Source organism: Rothia sp. BD8 (assembly GCF_044878465.1).
Taxonomy (GTDB): Bacteria; Actinomycetota; Actinomycetes; order Actinomycetales; family Micrococcaceae; genus Rothia; species Rothia kristinae.
Genome location: NZ_JANJES010000018.1, coordinates 1 through 19,873, shown reverse-complemented (window position 1 = coordinate 19,873; position 19,873 = coordinate 1). Strand labels below are relative to the sequence as shown.

18 protein-coding genes are annotated in these 19,873 nt (G+C 72.1%); 8 read left to right on the top strand and 10 right to left on the bottom strand.

Features of this window, described 5'->3' with window-relative positions:
- Positions 1-72: 72 nt before the first annotated feature.
- Both NQ707_RS10290 and NQ707_RS10285 read right to left on the bottom strand, forming a co-directional pair.
- On the bottom strand, positions 73-477 hold the full coding sequence (locus tag NQ707_RS10290) for an HIT family protein (RefSeq protein WP_061225019.1): 405 nt from the start codon (positions 475-477) through the stop codon (positions 73-75).
- A gap of 38 nt (positions 478-515) precedes the next feature.
- Positions 516-1,169, bottom strand: a complete 654-nt coding sequence (locus NQ707_RS10285) for an MBL fold metallo-hydrolase (RefSeq protein WP_058731605.1) — start codon at positions 1,167-1,169, stop codon at positions 516-518.
- A gap of 240 nt (positions 1,170-1,409) precedes the next feature.
- Here NQ707_RS10285 and NQ707_RS10280 point away from each other — a divergent pair, with 240 nt between their 5' ends.
- The gene (locus tag NQ707_RS10280; protein WP_165590118.1) at positions 1,410-1,865 is read left to right on the top strand and encodes a Fur family transcriptional regulator; all 456 of its coding nucleotides are present in this window, start codon (positions 1,410-1,412) and stop codon (positions 1,863-1,865) included.
- A gap of 32 nt (positions 1,866-1,897) precedes the next feature.
- Here the strand turns inward: NQ707_RS10280 and NQ707_RS10275 are convergent, their stop codons facing one another.
- The 6 genes from NQ707_RS10275 to NQ707_RS10250 all read right to left on the bottom strand — a co-directional run bounded on the left by NQ707_RS10275 (position 1,898) and on the right by NQ707_RS10250 (position 8,979).
- Entirely contained in the window at positions 1,898-2,872 is a 975-nt protein-coding gene (locus NQ707_RS10275; protein ID WP_081046324.1) for a metal ABC transporter permease, read from the bottom strand.
- Positions 2,872-3,741 (bottom strand): metal ABC transporter ATP-binding protein, encoded by an 870-nt coding sequence (locus NQ707_RS10270; RefSeq protein WP_404435722.1) that lies wholly within the window; start codon positions 3,739-3,741, stop codon positions 2,872-2,874. The genes NQ707_RS10275 and NQ707_RS10270 overlap by 1 nt, the downstream gene beginning before the upstream one ends.
- An 82-nt stretch (positions 3,742-3,823) precedes the next feature.
- A complete protein-coding gene (locus tag NQ707_RS10265) occupies positions 3,824-4,771 on the bottom strand; it encodes a metal ABC transporter solute-binding protein, Zn/Mn family (protein ID WP_061225021.1) in 948 nt (315 codons plus the stop codon).
- A 106-nt stretch (positions 4,772-4,877) separates the two neighbouring features.
- Positions 4,878-5,951, bottom strand: a complete 1,074-nt coding sequence (locus NQ707_RS10260; protein WP_100463038.1) for a hemolysin family protein — start codon at positions 5,949-5,951, stop codon at positions 4,878-4,880.
- Positions 5,948-7,351: a hemolysin family protein gene (locus tag NQ707_RS10255; RefSeq protein WP_404435719.1), complete on the bottom strand. Its 1,404-nt coding sequence runs from the start codon at positions 7,349-7,351 to the stop codon at positions 5,948-5,950. Before NQ707_RS10255 ends, NQ707_RS10260 begins: the two co-directional genes overlap by 4 nt.
- Positions 7,352-7,500: 149 nt before the next feature.
- Entirely contained in the window at positions 7,501-8,979 is a 1,479-nt protein-coding gene (locus NQ707_RS10250; RefSeq protein ID WP_061225023.1) for a GuaB1 family IMP dehydrogenase-related protein, read from the bottom strand.
- Between the two features lie 304 nt (positions 8,980-9,283).
- Between NQ707_RS10250 and NQ707_RS10245 the strand changes: the two genes are divergently transcribed.
- The 3 genes from NQ707_RS10245 to NQ707_RS10235 all read left to right on the top strand — a co-directional run bounded on the left by NQ707_RS10245 (position 9,284) and on the right by NQ707_RS10235 (position 14,116).
- Positions 9,284-13,096, top strand: coding sequence for a multifunctional oxoglutarate decarboxylase/oxoglutarate dehydrogenase thiamine pyrophosphate-binding subunit/dihydrolipoyllysine-residue succinyltransferase subunit (locus NQ707_RS10245; protein ID WP_061225024.1), 3,813 nt, complete (start codon positions 9,284-9,286; stop codon positions 13,094-13,096).
- Between the two features lie 184 nt (positions 13,097-13,280).
- Complete coding sequence (locus tag NQ707_RS10240; RefSeq protein ID WP_058731525.1) at positions 13,281-13,880, top strand: GDSL-type esterase/lipase family protein; 600 nt, start codon at positions 13,281-13,283, stop codon at positions 13,878-13,880.
- A 161-nt stretch (positions 13,881-14,041) separates the two neighbouring features.
- A complete protein-coding gene (locus NQ707_RS10235) occupies positions 14,042-14,116 on the top strand; it encodes a 50S ribosomal protein bL37 (RefSeq protein WP_099049695.1) in 75 nt (24 codons plus the stop codon).
- A gap of 176 nt (positions 14,117-14,292) precedes the next feature.
- On the opposite strand, the gene rsrA is transcribed toward NQ707_RS10235, so the two are convergent.
- Positions 14,293-14,568 carry a mycothiol system anti-sigma-R factor gene (gene rsrA / locus NQ707_RS10230; RefSeq protein ID WP_058731285.1) on the bottom strand — a complete coding sequence of 92 codons (276 nt, stop codon included), beginning with the start codon at positions 14,566-14,568 and terminating at the stop codon, positions 14,293-14,295.
- 22 nt (positions 14,569-14,590) lie between these two features.
- A complete protein-coding gene (locus tag NQ707_RS10225) occupies positions 14,591-15,277 on the bottom strand; it encodes a sigma-70 family RNA polymerase sigma factor (protein ID WP_058731284.1) in 687 nt (228 codons plus the stop codon).
- A 341-nt stretch (positions 15,278-15,618) separates the two neighbouring features.
- Here NQ707_RS10225 and NQ707_RS10220 point away from each other — a divergent pair, with 341 nt between their 5' ends.
- The 4 genes from NQ707_RS10220 to hisN all read left to right on the top strand — a co-directional run bounded on the left by NQ707_RS10220 (position 15,619) and on the right by hisN (position 19,644).
- Entirely contained in the window at positions 15,619-16,119 is a 501-nt protein-coding gene (locus NQ707_RS10220; RefSeq protein ID WP_058731283.1) for a DoxX family membrane protein, read from the top strand.
- Positions 16,120-16,248: 129 nt separating this feature from the next.
- Complete coding sequence (aroA, locus tag NQ707_RS10215) at positions 16,249-17,655, top strand: 3-phosphoshikimate 1-carboxyvinyltransferase (protein WP_404435716.1); 1,407 nt, start codon at positions 16,249-16,251, stop codon at positions 17,653-17,655.
- Positions 17,652-18,824, top strand: coding sequence for a ribosome small subunit-dependent GTPase A (locus NQ707_RS10210; protein ID WP_404435714.1), 1,173 nt, complete (start codon positions 17,652-17,654; stop codon positions 18,822-18,824). The genes aroA and NQ707_RS10210 overlap by 4 nt, the downstream gene beginning before the upstream one ends.
- 10 nt (positions 18,825-18,834) lie before the next feature.
- Complete coding sequence (gene hisN, locus NQ707_RS10205; protein WP_404435712.1) at positions 18,835-19,644, top strand: histidinol-phosphatase; 810 nt, start codon at positions 18,835-18,837, stop codon at positions 19,642-19,644.
- The last annotated feature ends 229 nt before the right edge of the window (positions 19,645-19,873 follow it).

The window sequence follows — 19,873 nt, the reverse complement described above, 5'->3', positions numbered from 1 at the left end:
CTCAGGCCGATGCCCGCCCGACCGTGCGGCGGGGCGGGCATCGTTAGAGGGGGTGGGTCGAGCCCGGGGCGCTCAGTCCTGCTCGGCCAGCGCCCGGCGGATGCGGACCTGGGCGCGGTCCATGGATTCCTCGGCGGGGTCCTGGTCCACGTTGGCGAAGTCGAACTCCTCGATGGAGTCCGTGGGCCACACGTGCAGGTGGGTGTGCGGGACCTCGAAGCCCTGGATCATCAGGCCCACCCGGCGCGGGGAGTACGCGGTGCGGATCGCCCGGCCGATGCGCCGGGCCACGTCCATCAGGTGCTCGGCCAGCTCCTCGGGCAGGTCGATCCAGTGGTCCACCTCCTCGCGCGGGACCACCAGCACGTGCCCCTCGGACAGGGGCTGGATGGACAGGAAGGCCACGCAGCGCTCGTCCTCGTAGACGAAGCGCCCGGGCAGCTCGCCCTGGATGATCTTGGTGAACACGGTGCTCATGGACGGCTCCTCGAAGGGGTCGGAACAGCGGGTGGGGGTCAGGCCTCGACGCTTTCGCGCGGGTCCAGGTGCCGGTAGGCGGTGCCGTAGCGGCCGCCGAAGTTCTGCACGTGCCCCTCGATCATGCTCCGGCCGTTCTCGGCCAGCAGGGCGTCGTGGATCGGGTAGGCGTGCTCGGCGCCGACGGCGATGACGAAGTCGATGACCTCCTGGATCTTGTTCCAGGGCGCGTGGATCGGCACCAGCAGGGTGCGCACCTCGGCGTCGTCGGGCACCACGAAGCTGTCGCCGGGGTGGTAGAGGGTCCCGTCGATGAGGTAGCCGACGTTGGCCACCACGGGGACCAGCGGGTGGATCAGCGCGTGCTGTCCGCCCACCCCGCGGATCTGGAAGGGCCCGGCCTCGAAGCTCTCCCCCGCCACGGCCTCATGGATGCGCGCCGGATCCGCCACGGCCTCGCGCAGCTCCTCGACCACGGCGCCCGGGGCCCAGACCTGCACCTCGGGGTGCTCGGCCAGGAAGGCGTGCACGGGCTCGCGGTCGTAGTGATCCGGGTGCTCGTGGGTGATCAGCAGGAACGAGGCGCCGTTCAGGGCCTCGGGCAGCTCGGAGAAGGTGCCGGGATCCAGCACGAGCACGGTCCCGTCCTTCTCCAGCCGGATGCACGCGTGGGAGTACTTGGTCAGCTTCATGCCTCCCACCCTAGCCCCGATCAGCACAGCCCCGAACAGCTCAGCACCGACCGAACCGACCCCGACGCCGATCCCCGCCCAGGCTGCTCGCGGATCCGGGACCGCGGGCACGCCGAGGACGAACGCCGATGGCGTCGCGGTGCTCTCACGCGGCACAATGGCGGGAAGCGCCCGGAACCGGCCGAGAGCGGTCGGGCCGACGGACGCGCAGCTCAAGGCACGAAGGTACAGGGGGAGCACGTGAGCACGGCGCAGCGAGGCGGGACGGCGACGGACCGGGAGCACCGGGGCCAGGGGCAGCCGGTGCGGGCCACACCCCAGCGCCGGGCCGTCACGAGCAGTCTCGCCGAGCTGGACGGCTTCCACTCCGCCCAGGACCTGCACCGGCTGATCACCGAATCCGGGAAGAAGGTCTCCCTGGCCACGGTCTACCGGATCCTGCAGTCCCTCGAGGAGGCCGGCGAGGTGGACGTGCTGCCCGGGGAGGGTGGGCAGGCCCTGTACCGCCAGTGCGCGGCCGAGGAGCACCACCACCACCTGCGCTGCCGCTCCTGCGGCCGGGCCGAGGACATCGGCGCCGACGTCGTGGAGGCCTGGGCCGAGCAGATCGCCGGGCGCTACGGCTACACCGACATCCGCCACGTCGTGGAGGTCTCCGGGATCTGCGCCCAGTGCGCCGCCGCCCAGCGGCACTGAGACGAACCCGATCCGAGCGAGGCTGGTGGGGCTCAGGAGGCCCGGTGCCCGCGGTCGGCCACCGCCTTCTCCGCGGTCGTCTCCTCCGCCGGGGTGCGGCGTCCCGAGGCGCTGTGCCGACGCCGGATCGCCTGGATCCCCGTGCAGACCAGGAAGATCGCGAAGGAGATCGTCGTGACGTAGGGGCTGATCGGCAGGGAGCCTGCCAGGGCCAGCAGGATCCCGCCCACCATGGCCACCTCAGCGAACAGCACCGAGAGCAGCACCGAGCGCACCGGGGAGGCCGTGAGCCGGTTGGCCGCCGCCGCCGGGGTGATCAGCAGGGCCAGCACCAGCAGCGCCCCCACCACCTGCACGGACAGTGCCACCGCGACCCCCAGCAGCAGCATGTACACCAGGGACAGCGCCCGCAGCGGCACGCCCTTGGCCGCGGCCACCTGCGGGTCCACGCTGGCGAAGGTCAGCGGCCGCCACAGCAGCAGCAGTCCCCCCACCACGACGACGGCGCCCAGAGCCATCTCCCCGATCTGGGCGGCGTCCACGGAGACGATCTGGCCGGTCAGCAGCGAGAAGCGGTTGGCCGAGCGCCCCTGGTACAGGGACAGGAACAGGATGCCCAGGCCCAGCCCGAAGGGCATCAGCGTGCCGATCACCGACTGCTGGCGGCTGGTGCGCGAGCCCAGCAGCCCGATCAGCAGGGCCGCGGCCACCGAGCCGACCAGGGATCCGGTGACCACATCCGCGCCGATCAGCAGGGCCAGGGCCGCCCCGGCGAAGGAGAGCTCGGCGATCCCGTGCACCGCGAAGGCGGAGTCCCGCAGGGTCACGAACACCCCGGTGACCCCGCCGATCACCGCGAGGATGGCCCCGGCGATGATCGAGGGGTACAGCAGCTGCAGCAGCTCGCCGTAGTCCTCGAAGACGAAGACCCGCTGCCAGAAGCCGGTCTCCTGGCCCAGCAGGACGGACCCCGGGTGCGCCAGCGCGGCGAGGATGGCCGGTGACATCAGCGCATCCCCTCCGCATCGAGCTCCCGGGGTGCTGAGCCTGCGCAGTGCGGGGTGGCGGCGTCGTGCTCGGGCCCGCCGACCACGATGTAGCGCCCGCCGGAGCGCAGCACCTGCACGGGCGTGTCGTACAGGGCGGAGAGCACCTGCCCGCGCATCACCTCCGGCACGGTCCCCACGGTGAACCGGCCGTTGGCCAGGTACAGCACCCGGTCGACGTCGTCGATGATCGGGTTGATCTCGTGCGTCACGAAGACCACGGTGGCACCCTCGCTCCTGCGGTAGTCCTCGATCAGTCCGCTGACGGCCTCCTGGTGGCGCAGGTCCAGGGAGAGCAGGGCCTCATCGCACAGCAGCAGCCGCGGCCGGGCGGCCAGCGCCTGGGCGACGCGCAGCCGCTGCTGCTCCCCGCCGGAGAGCAGCCCCACGGGCACGTCCGCGTAGTCGGCGGCCCCCACCTGCTCCAGCAGCTCCTGCACCCGGGCGCGGCGGGCCCGCGAGGGCCACCCGGTGCCCCAGCGGTGCCCGTCCAGGCCGAGGCGGACCATGTCCCGGGCGCGCAGCGGGGTGTCCTGCGACAGGATCCGCTGCTGCGGGATGTAGCCGATGCCGGGATCCCCGCGGTGCGGGGCGTGCCCGAGGACCCGGACCCGCCCCTCGGACAGGCGCAGCAGGCCCAGGATGGTCTGCAGCAGGGTGGACTTGCCGGAGCCGTTGGGCCCGAGCACTGCGAAGTACTCCCCCGGCGCGATCTCCAGGTTCAGGCCGCTCCACAGGGTGCGCTGGCCGAAGGAGAGCCGGGCGTCCCGGAAGGAGACGGCGGCCGGCTGGGTTCCGGGGGCTGGGGCGGGACGGGCGACGGCGTTCACGACGGGGGTCGGTGCTCCTCACGGGGGTCGGGGCTGGGGTGTCGGGCAGGGACGGACGCCTGGACTGCGGGGCGCGCTCCGCTCAGGCGAGGGCCTTGCGCAGGTTCTCGATGTTGCCGCGCATCCAGCTCAGGTAGTCCCTGCCCTCGGGAAGGGTCTCCGTGAAGTCTACGACCGGCACGCGCGCGGACTCGGCGGCGGAGCGCAGCTGCCGGGTCTGGGCCGTCTCGGTCTGCGGGTTGAAGGCCAGCAGGTCCAGCGATCCGCCGTCGATGATCCGGTGGACCTCGTTCAGCGTCGCCGCCGGCACATCCGACTCGGCCTCGACCGCCGAGGAGAAGGCCTCCGGGGTCTCGTTCTTCATCCCCGCGGCATCCAGCAGCCGGTCCGGGACGGGTTCGGTGGCCAGGTAGGTGCGTCCGGAGGCGCCGATGCCCTTGAGGTCGGAGCTCAGCTCATCGAGCTTCTGCTCGTAGGCCTGGGCGCGGTCGTGGTAGTCCTGCCGGTGCTGCTCGTCGATGCTCCCGAGGTCCTCGGAGATGGCGTGGGTGAGGTTCTTCATCGCGGAGACGTCGTACCAGACGTGCTCGTTGAAGTCCCCGTGATCGTGGTCGTCGTGCTCGTGGTCGTGATCGTGCTCCTGGGTCTCGGCGGCCTCCTCGGCCCCGGGCAGCCCGGAGACGGCCACGGCGTCGATGACCTTACCGTCGGCGCCCTCGGCGGCCTCGGACATGAAGGGGTCGTAGCCGCCGCCGTTGAGCACCACGAGGTCCGCCCGGCTGATCTTCAGCTTGTCCTGGGCGGTAGCCTCATAGGAGTGGGGGTCCTGGCTGGTGGAGTCCACGATCGCGGTGACCTGCGCGTCGTCGCCGGCCACCTGGCGGGCGATGTCGGCGTAGACGGAGGTGGTGGCCACGATGGTGGGCTTGCCCGTGTCCTGCCCCGCGTCCTCCTGCTGCGACGAGCAGCCGGACAGCGCGAGCACCGCGCAGCCCAGCCCCGCGACGATCCCCGCGGCGATCTTCCTCATGGCCTCCCCCTCGACGACGGACCGGACGGTCGGCGCCCGGCTTTGTTGTGAACGATTCGCAGCAAGCATCGCACTTGCTGCGAACCGTTCGCAAATCAGGAGGGACTCACGAGCCCTCGGGGGCCCGCACGCTGCGGCGGCGGCCCATCGTCTGCGTCGAGTCCCGCACCTCTCCGATCAGCTCCTCCAGGACGTCCTCCAGGAACAGCACCCCGATGGTCTCCCCGCCCCGGGCCACCACGCGCGCCACGTGCCCGTGCGTGCGCTGCATCGTGGCCAGGGCGTCCTCCACGGTGGTCTCCGGGCGCAGGTTGATCAGCGAGCGCACCCGGGTCAGCGGGGTGGGGTCACGGTAGCGCTCATCCGGGATGGACAGCACGTCCTTGACGTGCAGGTAGCCCAGATAGGTTCCGTCCTCGGATTCCAGCACGAAGCGGGAGAAGCCGGTGCGGCCCACGGCCCGCTCCAGATCGTGCGGGGAGCTGTCCGAGGGCAGGCACAGCACCTGGTCCACCGGAACCATGACGTCGCTGACGGTCTTCTCGGAGAACTCCAGGGCGCCCGAGAGCATCCCGTCCGCGTCCGTGACCAGGCCCTCCGCGGTGGACTCCTCGAGGATCGTCTGCAGCTCGTCGGCGGTGAAGGTCGAGGAGACCTCGTCCTTCGGCTCGATGCGCATCAGGCGCAGCGCCGCGTTCGCGATCCAGTTCATGAACCAGATGATCGGGCGCACCAGCCGGGAGATGACCACCAGCACCGGGGCCAGCCACAGGGCGGCGCGGTCCGCGGTGGACACGGAGATGTTCTTGGGCACCATCTCCCCGAAGATCACGTGGGCGAAGGTGACCACCAGCAGCGCGATGAGGAAGCCCGTGAGGTCCGCGGCGGATTCGGCCAGCCCGAGGTGCATCAGCGGCTCGGCCACGAGGTGGTGCACGGCGGGTTCGGCGACGTTGAGGATCACCAGCGAGCACACGGTGATGCCCAGCTGGGAGCAGGCGAGCATGAGGGAGACGTGCTCCATGGCGCGCAGCGCGGTCTGGGCGCGCTTGTTCCCGGCTTCGGCCAGGGGCTCGATCTGCGAGCGCCGGGCGGACATGATCGCGAACTCGCTGGCCACGAAGAAGGCGTTGCCGATCAGCAGCACCACGAACCAGATCAGGGCGGTCCACTCGCTCATGCCGCACCTCCTTCGCGTCGGGGCTCGGGGGCGGCCGGCAGGCCCCCGGGGGTCGTGATGGCCCGCTCGGGCCCGAGGTCATCGCCCACGGTCTCCTCCGGCTCCTGCCGGGCCGGGGTGAACAGGATGCGGTCCACCCGGCGGTGGTCCATCCGCTCGACCTCCAGGATCCCGGTGTCGATGGCGACTTGGTCCCCGACCTGCGGGATCCGGCCCAGCCGGTCCATCATGAACCCGCCCATCGTCTCGTAAGCGGGGTCCTCGTCGATGTCCAGCGGGGTGACCCGCTCGGTCACCTCGTCCGGGCGCAGCAGGCCCGGGAAGTGCCAGCGCCCGTCGGCGGTCTCCAGCACCCCGGGCACGACGCGGTCGTGCTCGTCGGCGACCTCCCCGACGATCTCCTCCACGAGGTCCTCCAGGGTCGCGATGCCCGCGGTGCCGCCGTACTCGTCCAGCACGACGGCGACCTGCAGGTTCCCGGCGCGCAGCTCGCGCAGCAGGGCGTCCAGGTGCATGGTCTCGGGAACCCGCAGCACCTCGTCCATCAGGGCCCCGGCCTCGACCTCCTCGCGCTTGGCCGGGGGCACGCCGACGGCGCGCTTGATGTGCACGACCCCGCGCACGTCGTCCTGGTTCTCCTCGAACAGGGGAAAGCGGGAGTGCCCGGTGGCGCGGGCCTCGTCGATGATCTCCTGCACGCTGGCGGTGGTGGGCAGCATGTCCACCTGGCGCCGGGCGGTCATCACGTCCGAGGCCGTGCGCTCGGAGAACAGCAGGGTGCGGGCCACGAAGTTGGCGGTCCCGGCGTCCAGGGTCCCGAGGTCCGCGGAGCGGCGGACCATCGAGGACAGCTCCTCCGGCGAGCGGGCCCCGGACAGCTCCTCCTTCGGCTCGATGCCCAGCCCGTGCAGCACCGCGTTGGCGGTGCCGTTCGTCAGCACCACCAGCGGCTTCATCACGGCGGTGAACATCAGCTGGGGGCGGGCGATGGCCCGGCCGACGGGGTAGCCCACGGAGATCGCGAGGTTCTTGGGGATCAGCTCGCCCATGGCCATGGAGAGCATGGTCGCCACGGTCATGGACAGCACGAAGGTCAGCGGGCGGGTCAGGGAGGGCTCCAGGCCGAGCGCCGCGATCGGCTCGGCCAGCAGCCCCTGGATGCCGGCGTCGAGGGTGTAGCCGGTGAGCAGGGTCGTGATGGTGATGCCCAGCTGGCAGCTGGACAGCTGGGTGGACAGGGACTTCAGGCACCGCAGCAGCGGCTCCGCCTTGGCGTCCCCCTCCTCGATCTTCCGGACCACCGTGGACTGGTCCAGGGCCACCAGGGAGAACTCGACGCAGACGAAGAAGCCGTTGCCGAGGATGAGGATCAGTCCGGCGAGGACGAGCAGCCATTCCACGGGCTCAGCGTCCTCCCTCGGCGGGGCCCCGTCCCGAGGGACTCGGGTGCAGGAGGGGCGCGGGCGGGTGGGAGACGGGACTCAGCGGGTCATCCATAGTGCGCCCAGTCTAACCGCACGCGGCCGGCTTCGGGCTCGGTCTCGGGCGCTCAGACCGTCCAGGAGCGCTCCCGGGGCCGGCCCTCGTCGTAGCCGGCGGCGGACTGGATGCCGAACACGGCCCGCTCCCGGAACTGCGCGAGGTCCGCGGCCCCGGCGTAGGTCATCGACGAGCGCACCCCGGCGGTGATCGCATCCAGCACGTCCTCCGCGCCGGGCCGCTCGGGGTCCAGGTACATCACGGAGGAGGAGATGCCCTCCTCGAACATCGCCTTGCGCGCCCGCTGGAAGGCCTCCTCCGCGCGGGTGCGGTGGGAGACGGCGCGGGTCGAGGCCATCCCGAAGCTCTCCTTGTACCGACGTCCTTGCTCATCCGTGAGCAGGTCCCCGGGGGACTCGTAGGTCCCGGCCAGCCACGATCCGACCATGACCTGGCTGGCCCCGGCGGCCAGGGCCAGGGCCGCATCGCGCGGGTGCTTGATCCCGCCGTCGGCCCACACGCGGGCCCCCAGCCGCCGGGCCTCGGCGGCGCATTCCAGCACGGCCGACAGCTGCGGGCGGCCCACGCCGGTCATCATGCGGGTCGTGCACATCGCCCCGGGGCCCACCCCGACCTTGACGATGTCCGCCCCGGCCTCCACGAGGTCGCGGGTGCCGGCCGCGGAGACCACGTTCCCGGCGGCGATCGGCACCTGCGGATCCAGGGCCCGCACGGCGCGCAGGGCACGCAACATCTTCTCCTGGTGCCCGTGGGCGGTGTCCACGACGAGCACGTCGGCCCCGGCCGCCAGCAGCCCCTGCGCCCGCTCGGCGACGTCGCCGTTGATGCCCACCGCGGCCCCGACCAGCAGTCGGCCGCGGGCATCCAGGGCGGGTTCGTAGATGCTCGCGCGCACTGCCCCGGCCCCGGAGAGCACGCCCCGGTAGACGCCGTCGGCGACCACGACCAGCGGCTGGTCCCCGGTCTCCTGGCTCAGCGCGTGCAGGCGCTGCAGCAGCCCGGTGCGTCGGGCCGGATCCTGTTCGCGCAGCGCGTCCAGCTCGCGGTGCTCGATCGTGTGGGCGACCGGGCGCATCACGGTCTGGACGTAGCCGAACCGGTCCTGGGCGCGGCAGTCCGCGGGCGCCAGCAGCCCCATCGGGCGCCGCTGGGCATCCAGCACGACGGCGGCGGCCTGGTTGCGCTTGCCGAACAGGTGCTGGGCCTCGTTGATGGTCGTCTCGGGGCTCAGGGTCACGGCCGACTCCACGAAGGGGTCCCGCCCCTTGACCCAGCGCAGCACGTCCGCGGCGACGTCGGCGGGGACGTCTTGGGGCAGGATGCCGATCGCACCGCGTCGGGCCAGGGTCTCCAGCATCCGCCGGCCGGTCACGGCGGTCATGTTCGCCGCGATGACCGGCACCGTGGTGCCCACGGCATCATCCGGTCGCAGGTCCACGGCGAAGCGGGAGGGCACCTCCGAGCGGGAGGGCACCAGGAAGACGTCGTTGTAGGTCAGATCGGAGGTGGGCTGGTTCAGGAATCGCACCCCCGCAGTCTACGGGACCCCGCTATGCCTGCCGTCACACCGGGCCCGGGGCTCGCATCCTGAGGCCCCGGGGCCCGGGAGTGGCCGGGAACGCGTCGGGCTCATAGACTGGAACGGTGATTCCGGCCGCACCGGGGCAGTGTCGCCCGATGCCGGCCGCTGCAGGAACCGCGTCCGATGTCGCCCCCGCGCGCGGCACACGCGGGCATCCCTGCTGCGGGATCCGCCCCGCGGTGCGCGACACCGGCTGCCCGAGAGCCGGCGCGCCGCAGAAGCATCCAGCCAACGGAAGAGGCGTGACCAAGTGCCAGATCAGCCACAGCACCAGATCCCCGAGGAGTTCGCCGGCAACGAATGGCTCGTGGACGAGCTGTTCGAGAAGTACCAGCAGGACCGGAACGCCGTGGACGAGAAGTGGTGGCCCATCTTCGAGCAGATGCAGGCCGCGGAGTCCGGCAAGCGCGGTGTCGACGCCGCAGCCCCCGCCGCGAAGACCTCCTCCGCGAAGGCCCCCGCTGAGAAGGCCTCCCCCGATCGCGCCCCGCAGCGCTCGTCGGGTGCGGCGGCGAAGGCGTCGGCCCCCGCCGAGCAGCCGGAGGCCCGCACCGGGGCGGGCAAGAAGGAGACCGAGGCGCCGAAGCAGGCCGGGACCCGGGAGAAGCGCTCCGGGCAGAAGCCGATCCCGGCCCAGCTGCCGCACAGCGAGCGCGAGGAGCAGGAGGAGTCCCAGGACCGGGTCACCGCCCTGCGCGGACCGGCCAAGGCGATCGCGTCGAACATGGAGGAGTCCCTCCAGGTGCCCACCGCGACCACGGTGCGCGCCGTGCCGGCGAAGGTGCTCATCGACAACCGCACCATGATCAACGACTACCTGCGCCGCTCCCGGGGCGGGAAGATCTCCTTCACCCACCTCATCGGCTACGCCGTGATCAAGGCGCTGAAGGAGTTCCCCTCCCAGAACGTCACCTACGGCCAGGACGAGAAGGGCCGCCCCGCCGTCGTGCAGCACGCGCACGTGAACTTCGGGCTGGCCATCGACATGCCCCGCCCGGACGGCTCCCGCAACCTCGTGGTGCCGAACATCAAGGCCGCCGAGACCCTGAACTTCGCCGAGTTCTGGGCCGCCTACGACGAGATGGTCGCCAAGGCCCGGGAGAACAAGCTCTCCGTGGAGGACTTCAAGGGCACCACCGCCTCCCTGACCAACCCGGGCGGCATCGGCACGGTGCACTCGGTGCCGAGGCTGTCGGCCGGGCAGGCCTGCATCATCGGTGTCGGGGCCCTGGACTACCCGGCCGAGCGCCGCGGCTCCTCCCCCAAGGTGCTGGCCCGAGAGGGCGTGTCCAAGATCCTGACGCTGACCTCCACCTACGACCACCGCGTGATCCAGGGGGCCGGCTCCGGGGAGTTCCTGAAGCTGGTGGACCAGTACCTGCAGGGCGAGCACGGGTTCTACGACGAGATCTTCGAGGTCCTGCGCATCCCCTACGAGCCGGTGCGCTGGGCCGTGGACAACCAGGTCAACCCGGAGACGGAGATCAACAAGGTCGCCCGGATCCAGCAGCTGATCCACGCCTACCGGGTGCGCGGCCACCTCATCGCGGAGACCAACCCGCTCGAGTACGTGATGCGCAAGCACCCGGACCTGAACATCGCCACCTACGGGCTGACCCTGTGGGATCTGGACCGGGAGTGGCCCACCGGCGGGTTCGGGGACGCCTCCCGGCTGCCGCTGCGCACCATCCTGCAGCTGCTGCGCGACGCCTACTGCGGCACGCTGGCCGTGGAGTACATGCACATCGAGTCCCCGCAGGAGCGGGAGTGGTTCCAGCAGCAGCTGGAGCACGGCTACACCAAGCCCAGCCGCGAGGAGCAGCTGCGGGTGCTGGGCAAGCTCAACGCCGCGGAGGCCTTCGAGACCTTCCTGCAGACCAAGTTCATCGGGCAGAAGCGCTTCTCCCTGGAGGGCGGGGAGTCCCTGATCCCGCTGCTGGACTCCATCATCTCGGGGGCCGCGGACAGCGCCCTGGCCGGGGTCGGCATCGGGATGGCCCACCGCGGGCGCCTGAACGTGCTGAGCAACATCGCCGGGAAGTCCTACGCGCAGATCTTCCGCGAGTTCGAGGGCGAGCAGGACCCGCGCCTGGTCGGCGGCTCCGGGGACGTGAAGTACCACCTGGGCACCGAGGGCGTGTTCACCTCGGATTCCGGGAACGAGACCCAGGTGTACCTGGCCGCGAACCCCTCCCACCTGGAGGCCGTGGATCCGGTGCTGGAGGGGATCGTGCGGGCCAAGCAGGACCTGCTGGACCAGGGTGCGGAGGGCGAGGCCGCCTACGGCGTGCTGCCCATCCTGGTGCACGGGGACGCGGCGATGGCCGGGCAGGGCATCGTCGCCGAGACCATGCAGATGTCCCAGCTGCGCGGGTTCACGGTGGGCGGCACGGTGCACATCGTGGTCAACAACCAGGTCGGCTTCACCACGACCCCCGGTGAGGGCCGCTCCTCGACCTACGCCACCGACGTCGCCCGGATGGTCCAGGCCCCCGTCTTCCACGTCAACGCGGATGACCCGGAGGCCGTGGTGCGCGTGGGCCGGCTGGCCTTCGAGTACCGCCAGCGCTTCCACCGCGACGTCGTCATCGACCTGCTGTGCTACCGGCGCCGCGGACACAACGAGGCCGACGACCCCTCGATGACCCAGCCGCAGATGTACCAGCTGATCGAGGCCAAGCGCTCGACCCGCAAGCTGTACACCGAGTCCCTGGTGGGCCGCGGGGACATCACCCAGGAGGAGGCGGACCGGGCGCTGAAGGACTACCAGGAGCGCCTGGAGCGGGTCTTCAAGGAGACCCACGAGGCCCAGCAGTCCAAGGCGCCCCTGGTCACCGGGGACGCGGCCGCGGTGTCGAACATCGAGCGTCCGGCGGCCCAGCAGATCGAGGACTCCGTGTACACCCCGGAGACCACGGCGATCCCGGCCGAGGCCGTGGCCCGCGTCGGGCAGGCCCACGGGCAGGCCCCTGAGGGCTTCCAGGTGCACAAGAAGCTGGGTCAGCTGCTGAAGAAGCGCCAGCAGATGGCCGAGCAGGGCGGGATCGACTGGGGCATGGGCGAGCTGATCGCCTTCGGCTCGCTGCTGATGGACGGCTTCCAGATCCGCATGTCCGGGCAGGACGTGCAGCGCGGGACGTTCACCCAGCGCCACTCGGTCCTGCACGACACCCGCTCCAACGCCGAGTGGGTGCCGCTGACGCACCTGTCCGAGGACCAGGGCAAGTTCATGATCTACAACTCCCTGCTCTCCGAGTACGGGGTGCTGGGCTTCGAGTACGGCTACTCCGTGGAGCGCCCGGACTCGCTGGTGGTGTGGGAGGCGCAGTTCGGCGACTTCTTCAACGGCGCCCAGACGATCATCGACGAGTTCATCTCCTCGGCCGAGCAGAAGTGGGCCCAGCGCTCCTCGCTGGTGCTGATGCTGCCGCACGGCTACGAGGGGATGGGTCCGGATCACTCCTCGGCGCGCATGGAGCGGTTCCTGCAGCTGTGCGCGGAGTCGAACATGACCGTCGCGGTGCCCTCGACCCCGGCCAACCACGCGCACCTGCTGCGCCGGCAGGCCTACTCCCGCCCGCACCGTCCGCTGGTGATCATGACGCCGAAGCAGCTGCTGCGCCTGAAGGCCGCGACCTCCTCGGTCGAGGACTTCACCCAGGGTGAGTTCCAGGAGGTCATCCCGGATCAGGGCGGGCTGACCGACGCCGCGGTGAAGAAGGTCGTGCTGGTCTCCGGGCGGCTGTACTACGACCTGGCCGCCCGCCGGGAGAAGCTGGGCCGCCAGGATGTGGCGATCGTGCGGGTCGAGCAGCTGTACCCGCTGCCGGCGGATCAGATCAAGGAGCAGCTGGCCCGCTACGCCGGGGCCGAGGTGATCTGGGCCCAGGATGAGCCCGCCAACCAGGGTCAGTGGCCCTTCATGGTGGTCAACCTGCTGCCGCTGCTGGATCGGCAGGTGCGGCTCATCTCCCGTCCGGCCTCGGCCTCCCCCGCCACCGGGGTGGGCAAGCGCCACCAGGCCGAGCTGGAGCACCTGGTCGCCCAGATCTTCGAGAGCTGACCCGAGGCACCTCCCGGCGCGCCCGTCCCCGCGGGGGCGGCGTGCCGGGAGGTGAGCCTGTGCCGCAAACCGTCTATCGTGGGGTCCTGAAGACCCGGCCCGCACGCTGTCCGTCGGGGCCGCCTCCTTCGGGGGCGGCCCCCGTCCGGGTCAGCGGGACGTCCAAGACGACAGAAAGAGACTCGTGGAGCAACGAAACATCCGCATCGTGGCAGTCGGCGATGACCTCCTGGCCGGGATCGGCGATCCCCGCGCGCTGGGCTGGTTCGGCCGGGTCATGGCCCGCACCCCGCGGAACGTCGCGCCCCTGGTGTCCTACACCCTGGCCGCTCCCGGCGAGGGTAGCGAGGCGCTGAACGAGCGCTGGTTCGAGGAGGCGAGCCGCCGCTTCGCCGCGGGGGCGGATAACCGCTTGGTCATCGCACCCTCGGCCTTCGACATCGACACCGGGATCACCTCGGCCCGCAGCCGCCTGAACCTGGCCAACATGGTGGATCTGGCCTCCCAGAACAGCATCAAGGTGCTCGTCGTCGGCCCCCCGCCCACGCTGGATGCTGAGCGCAACCGGCGCATCGCGGACCTGAACGCCGCCTACGCGGACGTGACCACCCGGCGCCGCCACGTGTACGTGGACACCTTCAACCCGCTGCAGCACCACGAGCAGTGGCGCCAGGACCTGGCGGCCAACGACGGTCGGCCCGGTCAGGCCGGCTACGGGCTGATGGCCTGGCTGGTGCTGCACCGCGGCTGGTACTCCTGGCTGCAGCTGCCCGAGCAGCACTAGCCCGACGACGCCGCCGCGGTGCCGACCGAGCACTCCCGGGTGCACCGGGTGCCGCGGGTGTGCCAGAATGGTGGGAGGTGCCCGCGGTGCGCGGGCGAACACAGACACCGCTTCCGCCCACCCCCGGGCCGGGCGGAGCATGCTATGAAGGAGGCCCGCTGATGAGCAAGCGCGGACGCAAGCGCAAGGATCGCCGCAAGAACGCCGCCAACCACGGCAAGCGGCCCAACGCCTGAGGACGCCGCGGCGGTCGATGACCGCAGCGGCACGCGAAGGGGCCGGGAGGATCAGTTGATCCTCCCGGCCCCTTCGCGTCTCTGCCCTTCCGTGTCTCTGCGGCTTCGGGCCCCCGCCCCGCCGCTCCCCCGCCTCCCGGGACACCGGGTCTCGACGGGGCGCGGCGCGGGATCAGTCAGTGGCCGTGGTCGGCGGTCTGGGGGCTGGCCCGCACGGCGTCGATCTTGGCCAGGATGGACTCCTTCAGCGCCTCCGGGGCGGGTTCGGCGCACGAGCGGCGCACGGCCGAGCGGATCAGCCGCTCGAGGTCGTACTCCCGGGAACAGGTCTCGCATTCCTCCAGGTGCGCACGGATCTCCGCGATGTCCTCGGCGGACAGGGCCCCGTCGAGGTACTCGTAGATGCGGTGCATCTGCTCCTCACGGCACTGCGCGTCCTTGCACTCGGACATGGTCCTCACTTCCTTCGGGTTCTCACTGCCGGGCCCCGTCCGGGGCGCCGTCGGCAGCCGGTGTGCTCTCGGTGCCGCGCGATCGGCCGGAACGGCCGCCACGGCGAGTCGAGGTCTTGGGTGTGGTGTCGAAGCCGCGCTCGGCGGCGTAGTCGGAGAGCTTCTCGCGCAGCAGCCGACGCCCCCGGTGCAGCCGCGACATCACGGTGCCGATCGGGATGTCCAGGATCTCGGCGATCTCCTTGTACGCGAAGCCCTCGACGTCCGAGTAGTACACGGCCATGCGGAAGTCCTCCGGGATCGCCTGCAGGGCCTCCTTCACGTCCGTGTCCGGCAGGTGATCCAGGGCTTCGCTCTCCGCGGACTTCAGCCCCGTGGAGGTGTGGGCCGAGGCCTGCGCGAGCTGCCAGTCCTCCACGGTGTCCGTGTTGGCCTGGTGCGGCTCCCGCTGGCGCTTGCGGTAGAGGTTGATGTACGTGTTCGTCAGGATCCGGTACAGCCAGGCCTTCAGATTCGTGCCGGGCTTGTACTGGTGGAAGGCGGAGAAGGCCTTGGTGTAGGCCTCCTGGACGAGATCCTGCGCGTCGGCCGGGTTGCGGGTCATCCGCAGGGCGGCAGCGTAGAGCTGGTCCAGGTATTGCATCGCGTCCCGCTCGAACCGGAGCTTGCGCTCCTGGGCCGATTCCTGGGACAGGTCGATCGTGTCCACGGATTCCCTTCGCCTCGCCGTCGGTGTGCTCGTCGCTCCAGTCTACGAGACCGGGAGGGTTCGCTCCCCTGCTCGCCCGCATCGCCGGGCACCTCCTTTCCGTGGGCGCTGGCCGCGCGCCGACGCCATCGGCTTCGGCGCGTCTCGTGCAGTCCAACAACCGGGATCCCGGGGCGTATTCCGCCGGGAGCCCGAGGCGATCCCGACACCGAGACCCGGCGTCGGCCCCGCTGCGGCACCCGTGGATCCGATCACATAGACTGGGCAGGGAAACCACGCGGGTGCGCCGCGACCCGGCCCGAAGACGCCGGTGTCCGCGAGCGCCCCACCGAGGAGGAACCATGTCCCTGATCCGCAAGTTCGCCCGGCCCCTCCTGGCCTCGACCTTCGTCTACGACGGCCTGCAGCGGCTGCGCGCCCCCGAGGGGCAGGAGTACCTGAAGCCCCTGGTGGACACCGCCGCCACCGCCGTGCCCCAGCTGCGTCCGCTGAAGGGCCAGGAGCAGCTGATCGGCCAGGCCGCGGCCGGCGCGCAGATCGGGGCCGCCGCCCTGTTCGGGCTGGGTCGCTTCCCCCGCCTGTCCTCCGCCGTGCTGCTGGCCGCCGGCGCCCTGAACGCCTACACGGACTTCCGCCGCGACCAGGCCCGCCACGAGGACGCCCTCGTCGCCGGCACCCTGAAGAACGTCTCCCTGGTGGGTGCGGTGGCCCTGACCGCCGTGGACACCGAGGGCAGCCCATCCCTGAAGTGGCGGGCCGAGAAGCTCGGTCACGACGTCGCCAAGAAGACCGACAAGATCACCAAGGACGTGAAGAAGAAGTCCGAGGACCTGCTGAGCTGAGCCCGGCAAGACGCCGCCCGCAGCAGGAAGAGCGCAGGGCCCCGCCGGGCACGGCGGGGCCCTGCCGCGCACCATCCCCACCGCAGCCGGGTCGAGCCCGGCGCCGACCCAGGAGGATCCCGCCCGATCGTGAGCCCCCGTCACCCCGCCTCCGACCCGCAGCCGCATCACCCCGACCCCGCCGGGGCGACCGAGCACACGACTTCCGCCTCCGCCGATCCGATCCCCGATCCCTGGCCGGCCCCGCACCGCGGGACCGAGGGTCCGGTGCGCGCCGTCGTGGCGGTTCCCGGCTCCAAGTCCCTGACCAACCGCCACCTGCTGCTGGCCGCCATAGCCGACGCCCCGATGCGCATCCGCGGCGCTCTGGACTCGCGGGACTCCCGGCTGATGATCGACGCTCTGCGGGCCCTGGGCGCGCGCATCGAGCAGGAGGGGCGGGACCTGCTGATCACCCCGGTGCCCGAGGAGCCCTCGGGTCAGCCCGCCGTGATCGACGCCGGGCTGGCCGGCACGGTCATGCGCTTCATCCCCCCGCTGGCCGCGGCGCTGGGCCGCGGCCTCGTGCTGGACGGGGACGCGGCGGCCCGCAAGCGCCCGATGGGCCCGGTCCTGGAGGCCGTGCGCCAGCTGGGCGCCCGGGTGCACGAGGACGGCGAGGCGGGGGCCCTGCCGGTGCGGATCGTGCCCGGGACCGGCCCGGGCGCGTCCGAGCTGCGCATCGATGCCAGCGGATCCAGCCAGTTCCTCTCCGGGGTGCTGCTGGCGGCCGCCCTGCTGCCGGGGGGTCTCACGGTCCGCCACGTGGGTGAGCAGCTGCCCTCGGTGCCGCACGTGCGGATGACGGTGCAGGTGCTCGCCGAGTACGGCATCGACGTCGCCCACCCGGACCCGACCACGTGGGTGGTGCCCGCCGGGCGTCCGCGGGCCCACGACGCGGTGATCGAACCCGACCTGTCCAACGCCGGCCCGTTCCTGGCCGCCGCGGTGGTCACCGGCGGCGACGTCGAGATCCCCGACTGGCCGCAGCGCACCACGCAGGGCGGAGACGCCTGGCGGGAGCTGCTGCCCCGCTTCGGGGCGAGCGTGCGGCGCACGCCCGACGGCGGCCTGCGGGTCACCGGGCCCGCGGGCGGGGCGCGCGCGCTCACCGCACCGGGTGAGATCGACCTGCGCGCCGCCGGGGAGATCGCTCCGACCGTCGCGGCGATCGCGGCCCTGTGCCCGGGGACCACGCGCCTGAGCGGCATCGCGCACCTGCGCGGACACGAGACCGATCGGCTCGCCGCCCTGGCCGCGGAGCTGACCCGCCTCGGGGCCGGCACCGAGGAGACGGCCGACGGGCTGGTCATCACCGGGCCCGCGCACCGGGCGGCCCGGATGCGCACCTACGAGGACCACCGGATGGCCACCGCCGCGGCCGTGCTCGGCCTCATCGTGCCCGGGGTGCTCGTGGAGAACGTCGCCACCACCGGCAAGACCCTGCCGGACTTCCCGGGCCTGTGGCGCCGGATGCTCGGGGAGGAGCGGGCATGAGCCGGGGCATCCGCGGCTGGGACGAGTCCGATGTGCGCGTCCGCGCCAACAAGCGCGGCTCGCGCCCGCGCACCAAGGAGCGTCCGGCCCACGAGGACGCCGTCATCGGCCGGGTCGTGACCGTGGACCGCGGCCGCTACACCGCACGGATCGGCGAGGGCTCGACCGCTCGCGAGGTCACCGCCGTGCGGGCGAAGGACCTGCGGCGCACCCCCGTGGTCACCGGGGATCTGGTCGGGCTGGTCGGGGACGTCACGGGGGATCCGGGGAGTCTGGCGCGGCTGGTGCGCGTCCAGCCGCGGGAGACCGTGCTGCGGCGCAGCGCGGATGACACGGACCCGGTGGAGCGGGTGGTCGTCGCCAACGCGCAGATCCTGGTGATCGTCACCGCGGCCGCGGATCCGCAGCCGCGCACGGGCTTCGTCGATCGCTCCATCGTCGCGGCCGTGCACGCCGGGCTGCGCCCGGTGCTGTGCGTGACCAAGACCGATCTGGCCGACCCCGCGCCGCTGCTGTCCTACTACGCCGGCACCGACCTGCCCATCCTGCTCAGCCGCCGGGACGAGGCGCCCGAGGCGGCGCCGGAGACACCGGCGGCTCCGGCGAAAGCGACCGACGACGCAGCTGCTATCGACGAGGCACAGAGCCGGAGCCTGCCCCTGGACGGGCGGCTGCTGGCGGATCTGCGGGCGCTGCTGGATGGCCGGGTCTCCGTGCTGCTGGGTCACTCCGGCGTCGGCAAGTCCACGCTGGTCAACGCCCTGACCGGGGCGCGCCGCTCGACCGGCGGGGTCAACGCCGTGACCGGCCGGGGACGCCACACCTCCTCCTCCGCCCTGGCGCTGCAGCCGGCCTGGGGCGAGCCCGGCACGTGGATCATCGACACCCCGGGCATCCGCTCCTTCGGCCTGGCCCACGTGCCCGCCGAGGGCATCGTCGCCGCCTTCGAGGACCTGGCCCCCGGAGCGGCGGCCTGTCCCAAGGGCTGCACCCATGCCGCGGACGCGATCGGCTGCGGCATCGCCGAGCGGGTGGCCTCGAGGGCGGCGGGCCCTGCCGGTGCGGCCCGGCTGGACTCCCTGCGCCGGCTGCTCGGGGTGGAGGCGCCCGACGGCGTGGCGGGGACCAAGCGCTTGGGGGCCGGGGCCGACGAGGATCCCGTGCGATAGCCTGGTGGCCATGACTGCGACCAGCCCCTACAACGACGATCTGCGCCTGGCGCACGTCATCGCCGATGCCGTGGACCGCTACACCCTCGCGCGGTTCCAGGCCCAGGACTTCACCGTGGAGACCAAACCGGATCTGACCCCGGTGACGGAGGCGGACCGCGAGGCCGAGCAGCTGATCCGCTCGCATCTGGCCCGGGCCCGCACCCGGGATGCGGTGCTGGGCGAGGAGTTCGGCGCCAGCGGCTCCTCCCCCCGCCAGTGGGTCATCGACCCGATCGACGGGACGAAGAACTACGTCCGCGGGGTCCCGGTGTGGGCGACGCTGATCGCGCTGCTGGATCAGGGCGAGCCCGTGGTCGGTCTGGTCTCCGCCCCGGCCCTGCAGCGGCGCTGGTGGGCCGCATCGGGTTCGGGCGCGTACACCGGCCGGTCTCTGGCGAAGGCCCAGCGCATCCGGGTCTCGGAGGTCACCGACCTCGCCGACGCCTCGCTATCCTTCTCCTCGCTGAGCGGCTGGCGCCAGCTGGGGCTTTGGGAGCGGTTCCTGGAGCTGACGGATGCGGTGTGGCGGGTGCGCGGCTTCGGGGATTTCTGGTCGCACTGCCTGGTGGCCGAAGGCAGCGCGGACCTCTCCGCCGAGCCCGAGCTGAACCTGCACGATATGGCCGCCCTGGTGCCGATCGTCACCGAGGCCGGCGGGCGCTTCACCGCCCTGGACGGCACCCCCGGCCCGCACGGGGGCAGCGCGCTGGTCAGCAACGGCGCCCTGCACGAGGCGGCCCTGGATCTGCTGGGCACCCGGGCCGAGTCCCGGGACTGACCCCCTGAGATACCGGATGCGTGAGAAGCCGGGGATCGTGCTGAGATACCGCACGGCGGGACGCATCTGAAGCACCAACAGCGCATCTCAACAGGAACCCGCCCGCTCCCGAGTGTGCAGCGACCCCCCCGCCCCCCCCCCGGGGCGGGGGGGGGGGGGGGGGCGGGCGCGGCGCGGGGGGGGGCGCGCGCCCGCCGGGGGCCCGGGGGGGGGGCCGGCCGCAAGGGGG

Bases quoted from the DNA above. Each gene is read 5' to 3' on its own strand.
- NQ707_RS10290 (WP_061225019.1), bottom strand. From the start codon at position 477: ATGAGCACCGTGTTCACCAAGATCATCCAGGGCGAGCTGCCCGGGCGC.
- NQ707_RS10285 (WP_058731605.1), bottom strand. From the start codon at position 1,169: ATGAAGCTGACCAAGTACTCCCACGCGTGCATCCGGCTGGAGAAGGAC.
- NQ707_RS10275 (WP_081046324.1), bottom strand. From the start codon at position 2,872: ATGTCACCGGCCATCCTCGCCGCGCTGGCGCACCCGGGGTCCGTCCTG.
- NQ707_RS10265 (WP_061225021.1), bottom strand. From the start codon at position 4,771: ATGAGGAAGATCGCCGCGGGGATCGTCGCGGGGCTGGGCTGCGCGGTG.
- NQ707_RS10260 (WP_100463038.1), bottom strand. From the start codon at position 5,951: ATGAGCGAGTGGACCGCCCTGATCTGGTTCGTGGTGCTGCTGATCGGC.
- rsrA (WP_058731285.1), bottom strand. From the start codon at position 14,568: ATGTCCGAGTGCAAGGACGCGCAGTGCCGTGAGGAGCAGATGCACCGC.
- NQ707_RS10220 (WP_058731283.1), top strand. From the start codon at position 15,619: ATGTCCCTGATCCGCAAGTTCGCCCGGCCCCTCCTGGCCTCGACCTTC.
- NQ707_RS10210 (WP_404435714.1), top strand. From the start codon at position 17,652: ATGAGCCGGGGCATCCGCGGCTGGGACGAGTCCGATGTGCGCGTCCGC.
- hisN (WP_404435712.1), top strand. From the start codon at position 18,835: ATGACTGCGACCAGCCCCTACAACGACGATCTGCGCCTGGCGCACGTC.